Source organism: Pseudomonas sp. R84 (genome assembly GCF_009834515.1).
In the GTDB taxonomy this organism is placed as follows: Bacteria; Pseudomonadota; Gammaproteobacteria; order Pseudomonadales; family Pseudomonadaceae; genus Aquipseudomonas.
This window is the reverse complement of the sequence record NZ_CP019426.1, coordinates 202542-219415: the sequence shown is the minus strand read 5'-3', so window position 1 is coordinate 219415 and position 16874 is coordinate 202542. Positions and strand designations below refer to the sequence as shown.

Genomic DNA, 16874 nt, shown 5'->3' with positions numbered 1-16874 from the left:
CACGGCGTTTCTGGCCGCAGAGAAAATTCCGGTTTGAAACCACGCAAAGGGACAGCGCTCTCGTGCCCTTTGCGTTTGCAGCGATCCTTGTCCGAGCTTAGATGCCCAGGCAGAGGTATTTGATTTCCAGGTAATCTTCGATGCCGTACTTGGAGCCTTCACGGCCCAAGCCCGAGGCCTTGATGCCGCCGAACGGCGCGACTTCGTTGGAGATCAGCCCGGTGTTGACGCCGACCATGCCGTATTCCAGCGCTTCAGCGACACGGAACACACGACCGAGGTCACGAGCGTAGAAGTACGAAGCCAGACCGAACTCGGTGTCGTTGGACATCGCGATCACTTCGGCCTCGTCTTTGAAGCGGAACAGCGGCGCCAGTGGACCGAAGGTTTCTTCCTTGGCCACGGCGGCATTTTTCGGCACGTTGGTGAGGATGGTCGGCTCGAAGAAGTTGCCTTCCATCGCCTTGCCACCAGCCAGCACGGTGGCGCCTTTGGCTACAGCGTCAGCGATGTGTTCTTGCACTTTGGCCACGGCTTTTTCGTCGATCAGCGGGCCAGTGGTGGTGCCGTCTTCCAGACCGTTGCCGATCTTCAGTTTGGCCACGGCCACTTTCAGCTTCTCGGCGAACGCGTCGTAGACCGAATCCTGAATGTACAGACGGTTGGCGCAGACGCAGGTCTGGCCGTTGTTGCGGTATTTGGAAATGATCGCGCCTTCGACGGCCTTATCCAGGTCCGCGTCGTCGAACACGATGAACGGCGCGTTGCCGCCCAGTTCCAGCGAGACTTTCTTGATGTCCTTGGCGCATTCCGACATCAGCTGACGACCGATTTCGGTCGAACCGGTGAAGGACAGTTTGCGCACGATCGGGTTGCTGGTCAGCTCGCTGCCGATGTCGCCGGCGCTGCCGGAAACGACACTGAACACGCCCGCAGGAATGCCCGCGCGCTGAGCCAGTTCGGCCAGGGCGAAAGCGGAAAACGGAGTTTGCGAAGCAGGCTTGAGCACCATGGTGCAACCGGCGGCCAGTGCCGGGCCGGCTTTACGGGTGATCATCGCGGCCGGGAAGTTCCACGGGGTGATCGCAGCGGTCACGCCGATTGGCTGCTTGATCACGATCAAGCGCTTGTCTGGCTGGTGGCCCGGAATCACATCACCGTAGATGCGCTTGGCCTCCTCGGCGAACCACTCGATGAACGAAGCGGCGTAAACGATTTCGCCCTTGGCTTCGGCCAGCGGCTTGCCCTGCTCGAGGGTCATCAGGCGCGCGAGGTCGTCCTGGTGCTCGATCATCAGTTCGAACCAGCGACGCAGCTTGCCGGCACGCTCTTTGGCGGTCAGTGCACGCCAGGCCGGCAGCGCTTTATCAGCGGCTTCAATGGCACGGCGGGTTTCGGCGGCGCCCATTTTTGGCACGGTACCGAGGATTTCACCGGTGGCCGGGTTGTTGACCTTTATCGTCTGACCGTTGTCCGCATCGACCCAAGCGCCATCAATGAAGGCTTGCTGGCGGAACAACAGGGTGTCTTTAAGCTGCATGTCGGCTTTCCTTAACAGCACCGCGGCCTGCGCGGAGCAAATTATGATTGTAGAAAGGCGCCTCGCGAGGCTGCCGTCAGGGAAATCAGTGACCGGGTGTGGCGCTTCAACCGTGCACGATTCGAAACACTGGCGCTTCAACGCCCGGTCAACGAGCGTTTGAAATCTCAAACGGATCGTAGGATCAAAGGGGTTAAAGGACAATAGGTCGTTCGAAAAAAAGAACAAAAACGGCGTGTTTGTGGAATTTTTCAGATCAACGCGCCAAAAGCCTCAGCCGCCACAAAACCATAGAACAGTCCCGAGAAAGCGCCAAGCGAGGGTTTTGCAGGACGTTACAGCTTTATGGAATGCAGCGATTTGCGCCGACACGCGCACTGACAATCCGTGCCGAAACCCAGCATGGACGCCCCGAGCCGACCTAGGTATGATGTCGCCCGCTGCACCAGTAGCTCAGCTGGATAGAGTACTGCCCTCCGAAGGCAGGGGTCGTGGGTTCGAATCCCGCCTGGTGCACCATTGATTTAAACGAGAAAGCCCCGGACTGTGATGGTCCGGGGCTTTTTTGTGGGTGACGCAAAGGGACCGGAACGACGTTACTCCGTCGTCCAGTCAAACTCGTCGTAATCATCATCATCGTCGTCTTCTTCCTCCTCAACCTCCTCAAAGACGTCGCCTTCATCAACGACATCCTCTTCCGACTGGTTAAGCAGAAACTCCTTACGCGTCTCGGTAATCGCGCGCCGCATCTCCTCGCCCTTCTCCGGGCAGTTGAGCAGTTGGGCGATGCGGTCAATTTTTGCTGCCACGTTGTCCTCCAGCGCATTGGCAATGTCCCGATAGTGCGCGTTTTTGCGGGGCAATGCCAAATGGCTGGGGGATCTGGCGGTCATTTTTTCTGCAACTGTTCGAGTCGGGCGTCGAGATCGGCGTTCGGGTAGCGTTTGTGCAGGTTGTTGAACAGGCTGTCGGCGGCTTGTGACTGGCCGGATTCACGCAGGCGCAGGACTTCGCGCAGTTGTGCGTCGAGGCCGTTGGCCGGGGCAGCGGCGCGCTTGCTGAATTTGGCTTCATCGGCGCTGATGGCTTGATCTTGCATCGGCGCGGCCATTTCCATCATCGGCACAGGGGCTGGCAGGGCGCCGGCCGGGGCGGACAATCGGTGCAGTTGCGCTGAGTCCGTGTCGGTCATGGGCACTGCTAGCTCGGGGGCAGGAATGGAGTCGTACTGACGCAGCGGCTCAGGAGCACGCTGGACAAGCGACAGCATCAATGCCACGCCGACGAGGCTGGCGAATGCGACTTGCCAGCGCGGTTTGCGGCAGACGTCGAGCCAGCGTTTCCACAGGCTTGGTGTCGGCGCAGGGGTTTGACGCTGCGCGGCGTTGAGGATGAACGCATCGAGGTGCGCTGGTGGTTCGGCGTTGTGCTGTTCGCGCACATGTTTGATCAGCGGATCTTCGGGTGTCTGGCGGGCGTCAGTCATGTCAGTACCTCCTCGGCCAGCAGCCGACGCAGTTTTTGCTGGGCGTAGCGCAAGCGGCTTTTGACGGTTTCCAGCGATGCTTCGGTGAGGCTGGCGATTTGTGCCAGGTCGAGGTCGCCGTGGGTACGCAGCAGGAACACTTCGCGCTGGTCGGCGGGCAGGGTTTGCAGGGCGCTTTCCAGACGCTGGTTGTCGCGGCTCAGGCTGAGCAGTTGTTCGGGATCGTTCGCCTCATCGCTGACGGCATGCGCTTGTTCATCATAACTGTCGTGCAGCGGTTGCTGGGCGCCATGCTTGCGCCAGTAATCGATCAGGCGATTGCGCGCGATCTGGAACAGCCACGTACGAAATGTCGCCCGGCCTTGTGGCTGACTGGCGCTGCGAATCAGGCTCAGCCAGGTTTCCTGAAATACTTCGTCGGCCAGTTCCGGTTTGCCGCTCAAGCCGAGCAGAAACCGGTACAGGCCTTGGCGATGGCGCGCGTACAAGATCTCGAACGCGGCGCCGTCGCCCTCGCGATAACGCGCCAGCAGCGATTCATCGCTGCTGGCGGTTGAGCTGTCTGCCGAGGCAAACAGCTGACTGATGAAGCCTTTCAGACGACTCACTTATTCAATCCGTTGTTCAGTGGCCAACGCGTTCGATGCGGTTGAGTTGCGCAAGCTCTGCGCCAGTTCGACCAGTTGCACGAACTCATTGCGCAAACCGAAGCGATCATCACCACGAGCGCCACGGGCCAGTGTCTCCGTGTCTTTCAGGCTGAAGTCGCCGGTGTAACGGCCATCCTTGAGCTGCTGGGAAAACGCGGCAACGGCAGCAGCAAAACGCAGATCCTCGCTAGCCGGCGCGGTCTGATTGGCTATCGGCCGCTCGATCAGCAGACTTTTCCCACCTTCAGGCTGTTGATAACGCACACGCAGCATCGCCAATTCTCCGCTTTTCCCGGAAACAACCGGCTCCGACTTGCCGTAACGCAGCGGCTCCAGCCAGCCCTTCTCGCCCGCCGGAACAATTTCGTACAGCGCGGTCACCGTGTGTCCTGCGCCGATTTCGCCGGCATCGACTTTGTCATTGCTGAAATCCTCACGCTTCAACGCGCGGTTTTCATAGCCAAGCAGGCGATATTCGCTGACCTGCGCCGGGTTGAACTCCACCTGCAATTTGACGTTTTTTGCCACCACGGCGAGGGTCGAACTCAACTGATCCACCAACACTTTGCGCGCCTCGCGCAGATTGTCGATGTAGGCGTAGTTACCGTCGCCGGCGTCGGCCAGTTGCTCCATCAAATGTTCATTGTAGTTATCCACACCAAAACCCAGCGTCGTCAGCGAAATCCCGCTTTTGCGTTTATCCACAGCCATTTGTTTGAGGCTGTCGAAGTCGCTGACGCCGACATTGAAGTCGCCATCGGTGGCCAAGAGGATGCGGTTGATGCCTTTGGGGATGAAGGCTTGCTGGGCCATTTGGTAGGCCAGTTCGATACCCGAGGCGCCAGCGGTCGAGCCGCCCGCGGTCAATTGCTCGATGGCCGTACGAATTTTCGCTTTTTCCCGTCCGGAAGTCGGCTCCAGCACTACTCTCAATTCGCCGGCATACACCACCAACGAAACGCGATCCTGATCGCGTAACTGATCAACCAACAATTTCAGGGTACTTTTCACCATCGGCAGGCCTTCACGGCGATCCATCGAACCGGACACATCCACCAGAAACACTAGATTGGCCGGGGCCAGTTCCGCCATGGCGCGGTCGGAGGCCTTGATGCCGATGCGCAGCAGGCGGGTGTGTGGGTTCCACGGCGAGGCGGCCAGTTCAGTGGTCACGCCAAACGGCGAGCCATCGCTGGGCAGCGCGTAATCGTAGGGAAAGTAATTGACCATTTCCTCCAGCCGCACCGCGCCTTCCGGCGGCAGACGCCCCTGATTGAGCAAGCGGCGGATGTTGGCATAAGCGCCGGTGTCAACGTCAGCGCTGAAGGTTGAAACCGGGGTTTCGGCGACGCTGTGGATCGGGTTGTCGGCCAGTTTTTGATACTGCTCGCGTGGCTCGTCACGGTAGCCCTGTGGGTAACTGTCTGCAGCCGGCATCGCCGCGAAACTGGCCACGGGCGCAGGATAAGCCATGCGCTTGGCCATCGCCCCTCCGGTCATGACCGCTTCCTGCTGAACCAGCACCTCAGGCTGCGCCGGCGCTGGCACAGCAGCGGAATCGGGTGTGGACGAAGCACCGCAACCGGCGAGCGCCAGTAGCACAGCAATCGCAACAGGACGCAAAAGAGCAAGAGACATGGGGGCTGACCTCGGGATGAAATTGATCATTCATCCACTGAGACGGGCAGCCCTTTCAGTTCGGGTTAAACGCCGCGAAAAAATTTCAGCGGTGATAACGCCGCACTGCACTGCTGTTGCGCAGCACATGACCTTTGATTTTCTCCATCAGTTCGGCCCGGGTCAGACCGGCCGGCAAGGCGTCCGGAGCGAGATCCAGCGCGTAGATCTGGATGATGTAGTGGTGCGCACTGTCGCCGACTGGCGGGCACGGCCCTATGTAATGGGTATTGCCCTTGCTGTTGGTGCCACCGACACCTTCTAACGCGGACTTGGCACCGACGCCAGCGGCAATCTGCCGTGTGGTGGACTTGATGCCGTAGTGAATCCAGTGATCGACACCCAGGCCTTTCTGGCCGTCCGGGTCGTGCATGACGATTGCGTAACTCTGGGTGCCGGCGGGACCTGCGTTCCAGCTCAGGGCCGGCGACTGGTTCTTGCCGCCGCAGCCGGCCGCATCGCTGGCCGCGGCCGAGGTGAACAGGCGGTTATCGGAAACACCCGGGATATTCAGGGTGAAACGCTCCTGGGCCTGCGCCGGAAACTGCACGCAAAGGGTGACGGCAATGGCCGCAAGCCAAGGGTTGAGAGAGGTCAATCGGGTCATTCCGGGAGCACCTTGTGCAGTTGGGCCGTGTTCGGCCTGCAAACTATAGCCGTACCGTTCATGCCGTGGCAGTAGCAAATGGCTGAACCTCGCACTACGACGCAAACTCACAAGAGAAATGCCTGCGAGGAAGTCGCTCATGTCCCTGCACCGCGTCGCCCGTATCGCCGATGTCCCTGAAGACCGTGGCCTGCAAGTTGAAATCGGCGACTGCAAGATTGTGCTGCTGCGCGCCGCTGGGCAATTACGCGCATTTCAAGGCGAATGCCCACATGCCGGGGCGCCGCTGGCTGACGGTGCGTTGTGTCAGGGACGCCTGATCTGCCCGTGGCACAAGGCTGCGTTTCGCGCAGAAGACGGCGCACTATGTGAGCCGCCAGCGCTCGACAGCCTCAAGCGGTATCCACTGGAGCTGCGCGGCGATGACGTTTGGGTCGATGATCAGCCGTTGCCGGATCCGCATGCACCTCCAGCGGATGATTCGCGGACTTTTGTAATCGTCGGTGCCGGAGCGGCAGGTACGGCATGTGCAGCGGCGCTGCGGGAAAAGGGTTTCGGTGGCCGCATCGTCATGATCGACCGCGAGGCCGATGCCGGTTACGACCGTACGGTACTGAGCAAATTTGTTCTCGCCGGGGACATGCCCCCGCAAGAAGTACCACCGCTGCGTGAAGATGACTTCTATAAAGAGCAGTGCATTGAACGCCAACGAGGTGAAATCAGCTCAATCAATGCCTCGGCGAAAACCCTTCACCTCGAAGACGGCCAGTCGCTGCGTTACGACGCGGCGGTGCTCGCCACTGGCGGCGAACCCAATCCGCTGGATTTACCCGGCGCCGATCTTCCGCAGGTATTCGTGCTGCGCTCAAAAGCTCAGGCAGAACGGATCATGAACACTGCCAGACCGGAACAACGTGCAGTGATCATCGGCGACAGCTTCATCGCCCTCGAATGCGCTTCGGCCCTGCGTCAGTACGGCCTCGACGTCACGGTGTTGGCTCGCCACGCGATTCCTTTCGCCGCGCAATTCGGCGAGGCCGTGGGCAAAGCAATCCGTACGCTGCACGAACACAATGGGGTGAAATTCATCACCGAGCACGAAGCCACCGAGATCATCGGCGATGGCAAGGTCGAGGCGGTGCTGCTGGACAACGGTCTGCGTCTTTCGGCGGATCTGGTGCTGGCCGGGGTCGGCGTACACCCGGCTACCGAGTCTTTTGCGTCATTACCGAGGGAAAAAGATCAGTCATTGCGCGTCGATGATGGCATGCGTGTCACCGAGGGCCTGTGGGCCATCGGCGACATCGCCACATTCCCGCTGCACGGCCAGCCGCAACGCATCGAACATTGGCGCCTGGCCCAGCAACACGCTCGCATCGCTGCCGCCAACATGCTCGGTGGCGAAGAACATTACCTCGACGTGCCGTTCTTCTGGACCTGGCATTTTGGCAAGAATTACGACTATCTCGGCCACGCTGAGCAATGGGATGAGGTGGAGTTTCTCGGCGAGCCTGAACATCCGCCATTTATTGGTCTGTTCGGTAGAAACGGTATGGTAGTTGCCGCCGTGGCTTGCGAGAAAGAAAGAGCGATGGCGTTACTCACCGAGCGCATGAAGCAACTGCTGCCGATGGAAGAGGCTTGGGAACTGATCCGCGATTAGCGGCCGATTGATCGTTCCTACGCTCCTGCGTGGGAATGCAGCCCGTGACGCTCCGCGTCACTGGACGCAGAGCGTCCCTAGAGGCATTCCCACGCGGAGCGTGGGAACGATCAATTAACGAAGCAAGGGCTCGCGATTGTCATCATCTTCGGCATGCAGAAAGATCACCCGCGGGTGCTCCAGCGGTGCCAGTGGCGGCGGCAACTCCTGCGGCTGAACCGGCCAGAAATGCGTCACCACATGGCTGATGTCGCCTTCCTGATCGTTGTGAATGGTCATCACCCCGGGCGTGCGCAGTTTCTGAAAGCGGTCATCGCAGAGTTTGAAACTCTTGCTCAGCCCTTCATCGTCAATCACCGGCGACGGCAACCGACGCTGGGCGAAACTGCGACTTTTGCGCTGCTGATAACGCGCCCAACCGATCAGAATCACCGCGTTGACCAAGGCAATCCACAAATAAATCTGCAGGGTGCCCAGCGCGTCGAACGCCGATTTATCGATCAGCGGGCCGCCCGCGTGAGTTTCGACCAGCGGCCACAAGCCACGGATCAGCAGAAACAGCAGGCCAATCCACGCCACCACGGTAAGAATCACATCGACCACGACCAGGAACGGCCGCTGACGGGTCCGGATGATTTTCATTTGATGACCTCCTCTTCGTCGTCGCCGATCGGTTTGATGCCCCGGTCAGGACTGACCCAACGCGCACGTTTCTGATGTTGGCCGAACAGCACTTTGGGGAAGCTGACCAACGTGGTCAGCAGGCTGATAAGCCAGAACACCAACGGATACCAGACCACCCAGAACATTGTGCGACCCAATCCCGGCTCATAGCGCCGGTCGATGACGATGCTGACCGCGAACTGCACCAGGCAGACGAAGGCCAGCAGCAACCCGGTAAACGCCGGCGGCATCAAGTGATCCACCGCGATGGCTTCCGGCATGACCACGAACTTGCCGACGCCCCAGAAAATCACCGACAGCAGGAAGGTGAACGCCCAACCGGTCGACAGGCAGTATTCGAACAGCAGCGGCCACAGGTAACGATGGCGGTACTGCCAGATGCCACGAATGTTCTTGAACAGTACTTCGGCACCGCCCTGGGCCCAGCGCAGACGCTGCTTCCACAGGCCGCCGAGGGTTTCCGGCATGAGGATCCAGCACAGCGCGCGCGGCTCGTAGAAGATGCTCCAGTGATCGAGTTGCAGCTTCCAGCTGATGTCGATGTCTTCGGTGATCATGTCCGGGCTCCAGTAACCGACGCGGTTCAGCGCGGTACGGCGGAACGCGACGATCACTCCGGACACAGTAAAGATCCGCCCGAACACCCGTTGCGTACGCTTAATGAGCCCGATGATCGACGAGAACTCACCCACCTGCACCCGTCCGACCAGCGTCGAACGCGTACGAATCCGCGGGTTGCCGGTCACCGCCCCCAGGCGTGCGTTATCCAGCATCGGTGCGACCAGATAGGCTGCGGTGTTCGGCACCAGCAGCGCATCACCGTCGATGCACACCAGATACTCACTGCGTGCCGCGATGGCGCCCATCCTCAGAGCAACGGCTTTGCCCTGGTTTTCCGCCAGATGCAGCACGCGCAGACGCGGATCTTCCTTGGCCAGCGCATCCAGCACTTCGGCGGTGTTGTCCTTGGAGCCGTCGTTGATCGCGATAACTTCGATGTTCGGATAATGCTGGGCCAGTGCTGCATGGATGGTGTCGGCGGCGTTGTCACCTTCGTTATAGCAAGGGATCAGGATCGAGATCAGCGGCTCGCCTTCCAGCGGTGGCGGCAGCGTGTCGTCTTTCCATGGCCAGTGGCGCTCCCAGTGCAGCCAGAAATACAGGCCGCCGGCGATCCACAACCCGGACATGAACAACGGGTAGAAGAACACGAAGTCCATCAGGAACTGCCCGGTGACCAGGAAGATCAGGCCCAGCGGCAAGCCGAGAACGAGCGCCAGAACAAGCAGGGCTAACAGTCTATCCAGCATGTTATGGATTCCATTTGTTGGAGAGTGCAGGCCTTACGGTTTTCAGGTCCGGCAGGTTGTCGAGGAAGTTGTCCGGGTAGTAACCGAAACTGGTCGCACCCTGACGCTTGAGGCGGCCCATCCAGTCCGCCAGATGCGCACCGTCGATGTCGGCCTGATCCTTTTTCGTCCAGTCCCGCGCTTGCAATTCGAACACCGTGCGATCCAGCGCCCCTGGGCGCTTTTTGACCGTGGCCACCAGCGCTTCCAGCCACGGACCGGACTCTGCCTGGGTCTGTTTTTCCATCAGCGGCATGGCCATCGGCGCCGTCCAGTCGTAGGTCACGAGGAAGTCATCGAGGTTCTGTGCGTACCAAGCTTCGCTCTCGGGGTTGAGCATCGGCTCGGCGAAGATATTGCGCGCGGTCAGCACCTGCGGGCCGCGAATCGCACGGACTTTGGCGGTCAGCTCGTTGGTAAAGTCGATGAGGTATTTGCTCTTGAAACGCGTCCAGCGCTGCATCGCTGCCGGATCGTCGCGCAATGCGGCAATCGAACCCGGCAAACCGTGGGCAGCGTAGGCTTTCAAGGCTTCAGGACCGGCATCTTCGAAATCCGACAGTACCGCGTCGTCGTGGTAAAGAATGCCGTTGACCGAGGTCAGGCGCGCCACGTCTTCGTAGATTTCACCGATGATCCGTCGCACTTCAGGATCGAACGGCGACAAGCGTTGGTACTGATCCGGATCCACCGAGGTGATGCCGGTTTTCGGGTCCCAACGGGTCACGCGCGGCAGTTTCGAGTCGAGACCAAAACTCAGCACCGGCATCCACGCGAAGACCTTCACGTTAGCGCGGGTACGCAGTTGCCAGGCGACGCGGTTGAAAATATCCGCACGCACCGGCAAGTGACGGTTGGGGAAGTACAGCGAATGCACCAGGCCATCGCCCTTGGGATCGGCGAAGGCTTGCAGGAACACCGTGTTGGCGCCCAAGTCAGCGATGCGCTGCACCAGCTTTCCGAGGTTGATGTCCTGCTGCGCCGGATCCGGGTCATAAACGTTGTCCAGATCAACATGCACAACGCGCATGACGAAATCCGACTGCACGTCGACGATACTGTTGGCGAAACGCTCGCCGTCAGGATCCGAAGCGACAAGAAAGCGCGGGCTGCTCATCAGGTTGTCGAGGGCGTCGAGACCGTCTTCGAGGGTCAGGGCCATTTCGTAGCCCTCCTCGCCGACCACGGTCAGCGATGTGCCGTCCGCCGCGCCATACGGCCAGACCCAGACGCGTGGTTTTTTACCGGTGACCTTACGGATTTTTTCCGAGATGTTATTCACGTCGGTGCGAATCCGCGCCTGGAAATCGTCCTCGGATTCATAGCGTTTGGTCACTGGATCGTAGCGCCGGGTCGCCGCCGCCGGCTGCATATTGCCCTGCGGGTTGGCCAGAATCCCTTTGTGATTGGCGTCGGTGTGAGCAGCGATTTCCACCAGCCCGGAGTGTGAGATTTCGCGAATCTGATCCCAGGTCAGAAAGTCGGAACGCGCACGCGGAGCACCGGCGAAATCCACCGGTTGATTGAGCGGCGTGTCGATCCAACTACCGACCGGTGCCAGCAACGCATGCCAGTTGTAGGCGCGAAGCACCGGTAACACGCGAGTGTAGAAACTCGAATAACCGTCGTCGAAGCTGAGCAGGATCGCTTTCGCCGGTAGCTCCGGGCCGCCCTTGCGTGCGGCCATGATCTGGTCGACCGTCACTGGTTTGTAGCCATTCTCGCGCAGCCACGCGAGCTGTTCGATCATGCGCTCGGTGCGCACCGCCACCACGGCCTGATCAGGATCGAGGTCTTCGACGTCGTGATAGGCAATGCCGAGCACGTGATTTTTCGGCCACGGTTTTTCGCTGGCCGCCAGCGGACGCTCGGACGGCGGCGCGAAGGCCGGAGCTTGCTGGGCGCAGGCGCTGATCAGCAGCGCTCCCAGCAGAAGGATGAAACGCGAAATCAAAGGCATCTTCAAACTCTTCTAGAAGCGGAAAGTGAGGTCGACGAGCAGACGCAGATCGGTCTCCCGATCACCGTCGTAAGGCCGATTGATCACACTGAACAAACCGCCCACCTCGAACACGTCGTTCCAGGCATAACGCTGACCGTAACCGAGCAGGGCCATGCCGCCGGTGCCGTGCTCACGCTGGCTGTACGTTCCCGCACCGGCCTGGAATTGTTGGCTCCAGGCCGTTTCGTAGCGGTGGTAGAGCACGTGATTGACGTTGACCAGCGGCATCACGCTGAAGTCGGATTTGGGGTTGAAGTACGGCACGTCATCGGACTTGGAGTTGTGGCTGGTGCCGACTTCCAGTCCTGCATCGACCTGCACGTTCGGCGCGCTGTAGACGCCCTCGCGGCCGGTGAGCAAGGCTTCGACGCGGTTGTTGCCGTCGCTGAAGTGCGACGGGCTTACCGACAGACGCCACTCGCGGCTTTCGTTGGCGCGCCAGCGAATGAAACCGCTGCCGCCATTGGCTTTGATGTCGCTGTTGAGCGCGCGCAATGGTGTCTCGGCCGACAGGTATTCGAGGCTGCCGCCGTACTGCCAGTGGTCATTGATGTCGCGAGCGATCGCCAGACGCGCGCCTTGTTTGTCGCCGAAACCGTAATCGTGATTGGACACTTCCGCTTCGAGGGTCATGTCGCGGGTGCGCCGCTCCAGGCCAACGCGCTGGAAGCGGTGGTGCCCGGTGCCTTCGGCGAAGTCGCCGGTGGCATACCCGGCCCCGGCGAACACCCGCCAGTCTTCATCGATCGGCGGGCTGTACAGGGTGGTCTGGATGCCGAAATCGCGGCTGCCGCTGACGGCGCCAGCATCGCCGCTGCCGCCACCGTTGGCCTTGCCGCCGTAGGCCTCGACGCGCAGCTCGGACATGTCATGCACTTCGCGCTCACGGGCCAGACGCTGTACCTGGCGGTTATCCGGATAGCGGGCGACGACGTCGTCGGTCAGCGCATCCATTTGCCGCCATTCCTGTAATTCCATCGCGGTGTGGGCCTGGCCAATTTCCAGGCCCATGGCGCGCGGCACCATGCTCTCGGTTTCCTTGAGCTGCATTTCTGCGCGGCGCGGCCAGTTACGGGCCAGGTACAGATCGGCCTGAGCCAGACGCAAACCGACGTTACCCGGCGCCTGATCGACCAGCGTCTGCAAGCGCTCCTCGCCATGGGGCAAGTCAGCGCTGTAAGTGCCGGCCTGCGCGGCCAGTTGCTGGGCGTCCATCCATTCATCATTGGGGTTGCCGATCGGCAAGCCCTTGAGTTCAACACGCGGACGCTGGGACTTGGCGGCGTCCTCGGCGACTTTGCGCGCCTCATCAGCGCGGTCGCTTTCCAGCAGCGAGTAGTACAGCGCTGTGGTGTCTACGAGTCGGTCGCCGATATCGGCATCCGGCGCCGCCAGCACTTGGCGATACAAGTCCGCGGCGATTTCCGGCTGACGTTGATCCAGATACGACGCCGCTACCCAGCGCAGGGCGTAAGTCGGAATCTTCACGCCTTCGGCTTGCAGCTTTTGGTATTCAGTGATGACGTCGGCGGTGTGCGCCCGGGCCTTGAGTGCGCCCATGCGGTCGATGCGCCAGCGGGTCACGTCATCCTGAGCGCTGGCGTCCGGCGTCCAGGTGGCGAGCAGTTTGTCGTAATCGGCCAGCGCGCGATCGGCGATGACGTAGCGCTCTTTTTCACTGCGGGTGGCGAGTTCGGCGAGACGCACGCGCTCGGCAGCCAGATCGCCTTCGAGGCGACGCAGGGTTACCGGATCAATCAGGCCCGGACGCTGATTGGCCAGACGCAGCGCCGGCTCCGGCAGACGCGCCTTTTGCAGAGCAACCACGTATTCGCGAGCGACTTCCGGTTTGCTGCCGGCGCGCTTGAATGCTTGATCGTATTCGAACAGGGCATCGTACTGTTTGCTGGCGCGGGTCAACGCGTAGCCCAGCGCCAGACGACGGGAAGGATCATCAGGCTTGGCCACCACCAACGCTTTGGCGCGGGTCACCGCTTCGTCGGGTTTGCCGGCATCCGCCTGAGTCAAAGCCAGGCCCAATTGCAGGTCGGCATTATCCGGCTCCAACGCCAAAGCCTTGTTGTAGACCTGAGTGGCCTGATCCCAACGTTTGAGGTTGCGATAAGCGCGGGCGGTGGCGGTCAGCGCCTGAACCGGCAGGACACGGTCGCGGCCCTGGGTTTCATAGACCTGCACCACTTCGGCATCGAGGCCAGCCCAACTGGCGATTTGCAGGTGATCGCTGATCTGCCCGGTGGTCGACTGCCCAAGTGGCACCTGGCGCAAAACCGTCAGCGCAGGCGTGGTTTGCCCGGCACGGGCGTCGCGCACCATCTGATCGTAGGGGGTGTCGGCAAACGCCAGCGCCGGCCAGAGCAATTGGCTGCACAGCGCGACTCGAAACAAAGGGCGTAAACCACGATGTAATACGGGAACATCAATCCGCGGCATTCGTCAGCATCCTTACATGGCCAGCCGGGTCGCAATGCCCTCCTTGCCCTTTCGTAACGGTGGCCGCCAATGCACATGCAACGGCCAAGCTTAGTCAGGCAGTTTTGCACGCAAGCGCAGAGCAATATCCAGAACACAATAATTGTTCAGAATCGTGCTGGCGGTTCAGCCGAAAACCCGAACGCCAGACAGCAAAACGCCCGGCGTCTGTGCGATACAGAGGCCGGGCGTTGCTATCAAGAACGCAGGATTACTGCACTTGCGTGACGCCGGCGAACTTGCTCATCAGGAAGCCGACGAACTGCTCGACGGTCATCTTCTGGCCGTTGAATTCGACCTGATTGGCGGCGTAATGCAACTTGGTCACGACGTTGCTGCCGTCGACGACCGCCAGCTGCGAACCGACCGCCATGCCGGCGAACATATCGGCCGCTTCCTTGGACTGATCGACGATCGCCTTGGCGTCAGTCTGACCATCCAGTTGCGCCTGCACGCTGAGCAGATCGACCAGCATCGGCTTCGATACCTGAATATTCAGGTCCAGCAATGCGATCAGTTGTTTGCCCAGTTGATCCGGCGGCAAATCCATCGATTGCGGCTTGGTCAGGTCGATCACCAGATTGGCCTTGCTCTCGCCGTTGGCGGTGTTGAACGAGAGGTTTTCCAGCGCAAACTGTGGGCCGGCGGCCAGCAGTTTTTGCAGGTCGGCTTTGACTTGCGCATTTTCCGCTTCGGTCAGGTTCAGCTCTGGCGCTGGCAAGCCCTGGGCTGCAGCTTCGGCGGCGGCTTTTTCATAAGGCTGCAGTTTGGTCTGGTAAATCTGCATCAGCGACATGGTCGACGGGATGTCGAGGTTTTTCAGGCTCATGGCCATATTCGCCGAGCCGACTTTCTTGTCGTTGAGGCTGACTTCGCCAACCTTGTAGTCAGCACGACCCGAGGCATTGCTGCCGTTTTCTTCGGTGAGGTTCTTCATTTCGAAGTTCTTCACACCGAGCACCGACTGCTTGGTGCCGAAAGTGGTTTTGCTGTTGGTCAGCACCAGGGTGTTTTCCCCGGTGTAGTAGCCGTAGCTGCTCTTGGCGAGGTTGCTGGCCAGGGTCAGACCGTTGAGTTCGACCTGCACCGGCGCCTGATCTTCAGCGACGGTGACCAGTTTCAGGTTGTCCATGTAGCCGTCCGCCTTGACCTTCTGCGCTTTGGCGTTAGCGGAGATGTTCATGGTCAGGCCGGAGAACTTCAGACTCGACTGCTCATCCAGTGCGGTTTCGAACGGCAGCAAGTCGAGGGTGCTGGTGGTGGATTCGTCGTAGCCGATGCTGGTCACGCCTTTGAGCGGCGCGGCGCCCTTGGTGGCGGCGAACCACTTCTCGGTGGCCGGGTTCTTTTCCAGCTCGTAGTTGCTGGTGGCCATGACCGGCAGCCATTTCAGCGAAACCAGACGCGAGAACGGCAGCGGGCCATGTTCGATGTGGTCTACGAACAGCAGTTCGACCGGTGCATCGCCGAACATCTCGCCTTCACCTTTGAGGCGGTAGTGCGCGGTGCTGGTGAAGGTGTGGCGCTCCAGCGACACCAGTTCCAGCGACGCAGTGCCATTGGAACCGGCCATGGCCGTTTGCAGCTCTTGGTTGGCATTGCTGACGGCGTTGTTGAGCACGCCTTCGATCTTGGTCCCGGTGTACCAGGCCCCGCCTGCGCTGATCGCGCCGATGGCAACAACAATTCCGAGGAGCACGCCTGCTGATTTATTCATGAATGACCTGATCGATTTCCGTGGCTGTGAGTGTGGTCGTCTTCCCTGAACCCGTGACCGGGTCGCGGCTCGACTGCGCTGAATTCAGCGGTGGAGATTAGCACCGGGCGCGCAAGGTGGCCCAATGTTTAAAGGTTAAAGAGTGTCTATGGGGAGAGTGGACAGTGAGCGGGCTGCGAGAGTTTCGGTGTTTTTTAAGTCGCCATCGCGAGCAGGCGAAGGCCTACAGGGGAACGCATTCCAAATGTAGGAGTGAGCCTGCTCGCGATGAGGCCGGTCGATTCGGCGGGAATCAGGAATACTGAACCTCGATCTCATCCAGCTGATGATCAAAGCTTTTCAGCCGCGCGGTCCAGGTGTACACCAGCACTTCAAAGTCCCGATCAATCACCGCTCCGCCCGAGACGTCGGCGCGCGGATCGCAGAAATCAAGTTGATAACGCTCGCGGGCCATGGCTGTAGCGACATCGGACAATTCCCGGGCATTGTTGAGCCAGTGCCAGCCCTCGCCATCAATCTGCTTGTCGAGTTCCAGACACTGCTTTTTCAGCGCTTCGAGACTTTTTTCCAGCGGCGTGCCGGTGAGTTCGCCCATGACTTCGGCGAATGTCCGGCCCGGCTGCCAGTAACTGCCCCAGAAATACCGGTCGAACACGGTTTCGACCCGGCGCAGGGCGACTTTGGTATCCCAGATCAGCACCAGGGTCTTGCCCTGTTCAAGCTGCCGTTTCTTGACCCGCTGCACCTGGAGCGACGCCCACGCCACGACGACGATAGCCATGACCGCAATCAGCGCGACGGCGCTGTCGAGGAAAACCATGGCCTTGTCGATCTGGTGGGCCAGCATGATGCCGTAGAAATAGGTGGCCGAGAGCAGCACCAGCGCTGCGAGGGCGCACCAGAAGCCGAGAGCGTAAGGGTTTTTCATTATTGGTTTCCCCTAGACCAGCACTAGCAATGTGCGCTGGAAGGGTGCTTTGCACGGGGCGCCCTTCCAACACTTCAAAGC

The 16874-nt window shown here is 60.3% G+C and carries 13 protein-coding genes and 1 tRNA gene; 2 read left to right on the top strand and 12 right to left on the bottom strand.

What is annotated here, in order from left to right; genetic code table 11:
- Positions 1-97 precede the first annotated feature (97 nt).
- A complete protein-coding gene (gene gabD / locus PspR84_RS00950; protein ID WP_160054658.1) occupies positions 98-1540 on the bottom strand; it encodes an NADP-dependent succinate-semialdehyde dehydrogenase in 1443 nt (480 codons plus the stop codon).
- Between the two features lie 442 nt (positions 1541-1982).
- Here gabD and PspR84_RS00945 point away from each other — a divergent pair.
- Positions 1983-2059 (top strand) — tRNA-Arg (locus PspR84_RS00945).
- A gap of 77 nt (positions 2060-2136) precedes the next feature.
- On the opposite strand, the gene PspR84_RS00940 is transcribed toward PspR84_RS00945, so the two are convergent.
- The 5 genes from PspR84_RS00940 to PspR84_RS00920 all read right to left on the bottom strand — a co-directional run bounded on the left by PspR84_RS00940 (position 2137) and on the right by PspR84_RS00920 (position 5960).
- The gene (locus PspR84_RS00940; protein WP_174244489.1) at positions 2137-2409 is read right to left on the bottom strand and encodes a hypothetical protein; all 273 of its coding nucleotides are present in this window, start codon (positions 2407-2409) and stop codon (positions 2137-2139) included.
- A 20-nt stretch (positions 2410-2429) separates the two neighbouring features.
- Entirely contained in the window at positions 2430-3026 is a 597-nt protein-coding gene (locus PspR84_RS00935) for a hypothetical protein (protein WP_160054656.1), read from the bottom strand.
- Positions 3023-3634, bottom strand: coding sequence for an RNA polymerase sigma factor (locus tag PspR84_RS00930; RefSeq protein ID WP_160054654.1), 612 nt, complete (start codon positions 3632-3634; stop codon positions 3023-3025). Before PspR84_RS00930 ends, PspR84_RS00935 begins: the two co-directional genes overlap by 4 nt.
- Entirely contained in the window at positions 3635-5314 is a 1680-nt protein-coding gene (locus PspR84_RS00925) for a VWA domain-containing protein (protein ID WP_160054652.1), read from the bottom strand.
- A gap of 85 nt (positions 5315-5399) precedes the next feature.
- Positions 5400-5960 carry a YbhB/YbcL family Raf kinase inhibitor-like protein gene (locus PspR84_RS00920; protein WP_160054650.1) on the bottom strand — a complete coding sequence of 187 codons (561 nt, stop codon included), beginning with the start codon at positions 5958-5960 and terminating at the stop codon, positions 5400-5402.
- A 139-nt stretch (positions 5961-6099) separates the two neighbouring features.
- Between PspR84_RS00920 and PspR84_RS00915 the strand changes: the two genes are divergently transcribed.
- The gene (locus tag PspR84_RS00915; RefSeq protein WP_160054648.1) at positions 6100-7623 is read left to right on the top strand and encodes an FAD-dependent oxidoreductase; all 1524 of its coding nucleotides are present in this window, start codon (positions 6100-6102) and stop codon (positions 7621-7623) included.
- Positions 7624-7737: 114 nt separating this feature from the next.
- Here PspR84_RS00915 and pgaD read toward each other — a convergent pair whose 3' ends face one another.
- From pgaD to PspR84_RS00885, 6 genes are all read right to left on the bottom strand, one after another.
- Positions 7738-8265 carry a poly-beta-1,6-N-acetyl-D-glucosamine biosynthesis protein PgaD gene (gene pgaD / locus PspR84_RS00910; RefSeq protein ID WP_160054646.1) on the bottom strand — a complete coding sequence of 176 codons (528 nt, stop codon included), beginning with the start codon at positions 8263-8265 and terminating at the stop codon, positions 7738-7740.
- Entirely contained in the window at positions 8262-9617 is a 1356-nt protein-coding gene (pgaC, locus tag PspR84_RS00905) for a poly-beta-1,6-N-acetyl-D-glucosamine synthase (protein ID WP_160054644.1), read from the bottom strand. Before pgaC ends, pgaD begins: the two co-directional genes overlap by 4 nt.
- 1 nt (position 9618) lies before the next feature.
- A complete protein-coding gene (gene pgaB / locus PspR84_RS00900) occupies positions 9619-11616 on the bottom strand; it encodes a poly-beta-1,6-N-acetyl-D-glucosamine N-deacetylase PgaB (RefSeq protein WP_160054642.1) in 1998 nt (665 codons plus the stop codon).
- A gap of 12 nt (positions 11617-11628) precedes the next feature.
- Complete coding sequence (pgaA, locus tag PspR84_RS00895) at positions 11629-14109, bottom strand: poly-beta-1,6 N-acetyl-D-glucosamine export porin PgaA (protein WP_160054640.1); 2481 nt, start codon at positions 14107-14109, stop codon at positions 11629-11631.
- Between the two features lie 250 nt (positions 14110-14359).
- Positions 14360-15865 (bottom strand): YdgA family protein, encoded by a 1506-nt coding sequence (locus tag PspR84_RS00890; RefSeq protein WP_160054638.1) that lies wholly within the window; start codon positions 15863-15865, stop codon positions 14360-14362.
- A gap of 292 nt (positions 15866-16157) precedes the next feature.
- The gene (locus tag PspR84_RS00885; protein ID WP_160054636.1) at positions 16158-16793 is read right to left on the bottom strand and encodes an NADH:ubiquinone oxidoreductase subunit N; all 636 of its coding nucleotides are present in this window, start codon (positions 16791-16793) and stop codon (positions 16158-16160) included.
- Between the last annotated feature and the right edge of the window lie 81 nt (positions 16794-16874).